Raw genomic sequence first — 3,877 nt, forward strand, 5'->3', positions numbered from 1 at the left:
AGTTGCCAACTGGCTTACCCGTCTAGCGTCTCAGGGGAATCTTGCAAACGGTGTCATCGGCGAAAAGCTGCATCTAGTGAGTTCGATACGTCCGCTTGGTCGCATTTAGAGGCCGACGTGAAAACGACAAAAGGGCCGCCCAAAGGCGACCCTCTCTCATTCACGCGTCTGCCGACTTCTTCGCCGGATCGGCGACCCGCATGACGGTGAGCCCCTTCGCCTCGGCCTTCTGCCCGAGGTTCAGCGCGACCCCGTTGCCACCGAAGAGCACAACTCCCGTCGCAGCAAACTTGTCGTCCAGCATCTCATCGTTGCATTTGAAGGGTGCCGCCCGCCCATGCGCGGACCAGCGCGGATCGAAGCGCGCCTGCGCGACGCCGCGCGCCCGAGCCCACCGGGCGGCGATCATCTCGGCCCCGTGCTTGCCACCCTTATGGCAGAGGAAGATCTCCTGGTTGCGGTTCTGCCGGATGCGTTCGCGAACCTTGTCGAGTGTCGAGAAGATGACGTCGATATCGGTCCAGTCGGTCGCCCCCGACACGATCAGGGGAACCCCCTCGACCTTCGACTTCGCGGCCGTTTCGCGATCATGCTGTTCCAGCAACTGCCGGGCCTCGAAGACCGCTCCGGTCTCCTGAGCGCGAGCGCTGGCGCGCGATCCCGCGGCCGGGATGAAGGCATGGCCGGTCTCGACCTCGTAGCATTCCGCCGCCGCCTCGCTCATCACCTCGATGGCCGCGACAATCTCGCGGACCTGCAGGAAGCGGGCCTGCGCCTCTTCGAGCGCGGTCTCGGCGATCTCCGATCCGTCGTGGGATTTTGCCAGGGCGCCGATCTTGTCGGCGGTGCGGTCGAGCTCCTTGCCGAGAGCGATCTTGCGGCGCTGCAGGATTGTGGCGAGCCCGTGCGCGAGCGGTTCGATCTCGGTCTCGAGACCGGTGCCGCGCAGCTGGCCGAGCAGGGCCTCGAAAGTCTCGCGGACGACGCTGTCGGTCAGGATGTGATCCTCGGGGATGGGCAGCTCCGCGTCTTTCTCCGTCAGGCCGAAAAGTTCGATGGTCTCGTAGGCGTTCGCGTTCTCGTAAGTCATGTTGGTGTCTCCAGATGTTCGGGGAACCACCACGGGAGTGTGGTGGCATGGCCGTACGTCTGGTTCACCGAATCTGTCCGGGTCAGGGACGGCGAAGCCGCCGGCGTGCCGGGCGCAAAAGTTTTCCGGGCGCATCGCCCACCACGGGCGCGTCATCGAAAACTGGACCGCCCTTTCGACCCGCGCCGCCTTCGCCGAAAAGTTTTGCGATCCTTGACGCGGGCTGATTTGGGGGCCATCCGGAGGATATGCTTCCGCACTCATGTGTGTGTTGTTGACGGTAGGTTTGCCCGACGCGAGCAGGCAAAGGGCGCGACCGGACGCGGGAGACGGATGGAGCGGCGGGATCGTTTTGCCCCGCAAAACAGACCGGAGCGCAATCCGGCGGAGCGGCCGGGGCGCGGCCTGCTCGCGAGACGGGCAAACCGGGATGCCAAGTGCTGCGCCGCGGTGAGGCCGCATGGCCGAATGCGCGACGGACCGCAGGGCCGTTCTCGCCTGCGACACGCGAAGCCGAGCGGGGGAGGCCGTCAGGCAGTGGGCGCTTCGGGCCAATTAATGCGATAAGGGTCTGAGAGTGTTACGCCCGGAAGAATGTGAACCCACCTGCAGAGGAGGCGGAAGTTGAAATATCTGATCCCGATCGTCGTGATCCTGCTGACATCACCAGCCATCGCGCAGGTGCAGATCCGGGACGCCGACACCATCGTCGTCTCCGGCACACCTGTGCGTCTGAATGGCGTCGATGCTCCCGAGCTCCGAACGCGGGCGGGCCGGGATGCCCGGCGCTGGATGGTGAACTACCTCGATGGCCGTTCGATAGAATGCGAGCTCAACGGCGAGCGGACCCATGACCGATGGGTGGGCATTTGTTACGCCGATGGTGAGGACATAGGCGCCGCGCTGATCGCGGCCGGTCACGCGCTCGATTGTCGGAGATATTCCGGAGGTCGGTATGCCCATCTGGAGACGCCGGCGGCGCGGTCGCGGATCAGGCGGGCGAGATACTGCTAGCGATACGACTGCCAGGGAGCTGCGCGACGTTCAGTGCGCGAATTTAATCCGACAACATCCCTGCCGCCCGCATGCTGAAGGCGTTCTTCTCCCGCCCGAAGCCGACGATGATGTGATCGTGGACCACGATCTCCATCACCTTGCAGGCCTCCACGATCTTGCGGGTGAGCTCGATGTCGGTCTGGCTCGGATGCGGATCGCCGGAGGGGTGGTTGTGGCAGAGGATGAGGGCAGAGGCATCGAGAACGAGGGCGGCGCGGAGCACCTCGCTGACATAGACCGGGACGTGATCGATGCTGCCGCGAGTCATGACCCTGTCGCGGATCAGCCTGTTCTTCCGGTCCAGAAGCAGCACCCGAAACACCTCGACCCGTTCATGAACGGCGTTCAGAGCCAGGTAGTCGGTCAGCATGGTCCAGGACTGCAGTGCGGAGGTCGAGCGGGCATGCCTGCGCAGGATGATGCGGGCGGCGTCGATGGTCGCGATCTCGGCTTCGGAGAAACCGGATGCGCCTCGTTCGGCGATCTTTTTGGGATCGTGCTGTATCATGTCGTTTCCAATCTTTTGAGAGGATCGCGGCCAGCGCCGCTCAGTTCATGCCTGCGATGACGAGGCCGGATTTCATGGTGGGGCGGCCACAGGCCTCGCAGAAGCCGGCGCGCTGGTCGGGTTCGAGATCGGCGGTGTGGTCGCAATCGGGTGCCATGCAGATCGCGGGCACGATGCTGCCCTGCGCATAGTCCTCCAGGAAGTCCACGACCTCTGCGTAGCCTTCGGCCTCGGCGAGCGTGACCAGCTTGGGATGGGTGAGATTGAACATGCGTCTAGTCCTACTGATGAGGTGATACGAAAAGAGGGGAGCCGCGTCACTGCGGCTCCCCTCGCGGGACCTGCCTCTTGGGGACAGGAGGCGCGGGCCGGTCGGAGACAGGACCGGCACCACCCCGTCAGGCCGTTTTGGGAGGAGGATCAGGCCTGCACGGGCGAAAGCGCCCCGGTTGCCCGGGGCGCCAGTTCTGTAGCAGTCGCTGCCTGTCAGCCGACCAGGGCGAGCCCGGCGTTGTCCGACCGGTCCTGGCCTGCACTCTCGACGAAGGGAATGATCGAGAAGGTCTGGCCGCCGCGCTGCTCCTCGTTCTGCACGGCGTTCACCCGCAGATCGCCATCGGGCGTGTTGATGAGGAGCGAGACATAGTCGTTGCCGGTCCGGTTGCTCTTCGCCATCCAGGCCGAGCCGACGCGGATCGGGTGGCCCTTGGGCGAGCTGACCTCGATCCGGTAGTCGGGATGGGTCTCCTCGGTCTTGAACTCGTTCTCGATGAGCATGAAGTCGAGGTCAAACATCATGTTGGCGATGTAACCGGCAAAGGCGTTGTCTGCATCCATCGCCGTCAACTCGCCCGAGATCGAACCGGACTTCATCGCACCGTTCGAGACCAGCGGGATGATCTCGAATTCACCGGTCATCGCTTCGCGTGCTTCCTTGGTCTGCACGGCGTTGACCCGGAAGGGCCCGAGGCCGACATCGATCTGCATCGAGATGTAATGGTTACCGGTGGTGTTGCCGGTCTCGTTCCAGGCCGTGCCGATGCGCACCTTGCGGCCCGACTTGTTCACCGCCGTCACATCATAGTCCGGGCTTCGCTCGGACATCTTCGTCCGAGTCTCGAGCTGGATGGCGATGTCAAACCGGGTCGAATGGATCATGCCGGAATAGGCGGTGGCTGCTGACCTGCCCCCCGCGAAATCCCTCACCTTAATGTAGAGTCTGC

At 64.0% G+C, this 3,877-nt stretch carries 5 protein-coding genes; 1 reads left to right on the forward strand and 4 read right to left on the reverse strand.

Annotated features, from left to right (window positions below; all coding sequences use genetic code 11):
• Window positions 1-160: 160 nt before the first annotated feature.
• Window positions 161-1,090, reverse strand: coding sequence for a DUF2493 domain-containing protein (locus ATO9_RS23220; protein ID WP_043755221.1), 930 nt, complete (start codon window positions 1,088-1,090; stop codon window positions 161-163).
• Between the two features lie 624 nt (window positions 1,091-1,714).
• Between ATO9_RS23220 and ATO9_RS23225 the strand changes: the two genes are divergently transcribed.
• Window positions 1,715-2,104, forward strand: a complete 390-nt coding sequence (locus tag ATO9_RS23225) for a thermonuclease family protein (protein ID WP_043755224.1) — start codon at window positions 1,715-1,717, stop codon at window positions 2,102-2,104.
• A gap of 43 nt (window positions 2,105-2,147) precedes the next feature.
• Here ATO9_RS23225 and ATO9_RS23230 read toward each other — a convergent pair whose 3' ends face one another.
• From ATO9_RS23230 to ATO9_RS23240, 3 genes are all read right to left on the reverse strand, one after another.
• On the reverse strand, window positions 2,148-2,654 hold the full coding sequence (locus tag ATO9_RS23230) for a JAB domain-containing protein (protein ID WP_081979737.1): 507 nt from the start codon (window positions 2,652-2,654) through the stop codon (window positions 2,148-2,150).
• Window positions 2,655-2,694: 40 nt separating this feature from the next.
• Window positions 2,695-2,925 (reverse strand): hypothetical protein, encoded by a 231-nt coding sequence (locus ATO9_RS23235; RefSeq protein ID WP_043755226.1) that lies wholly within the window; start codon window positions 2,923-2,925, stop codon window positions 2,695-2,697.
• A 215-nt stretch (window positions 2,926-3,140) separates the two neighbouring features.
• Window positions 3,141-3,812, reverse strand: a complete 672-nt coding sequence (locus ATO9_RS23240; protein ID WP_052418562.1) for a DUF736 family protein — start codon at window positions 3,810-3,812, stop codon at window positions 3,141-3,143.
• Window positions 3,813-3,877: the final 65 nt, after the last annotated feature.

The sequence above is a fragment of the Pseudooceanicola atlanticus genome (assembly GCF_000768315.1).
GTDB lineage: Bacteria > Pseudomonadota > Alphaproteobacteria > Rhodobacterales > Rhodobacteraceae > Pseudooceanicola > Pseudooceanicola atlanticus.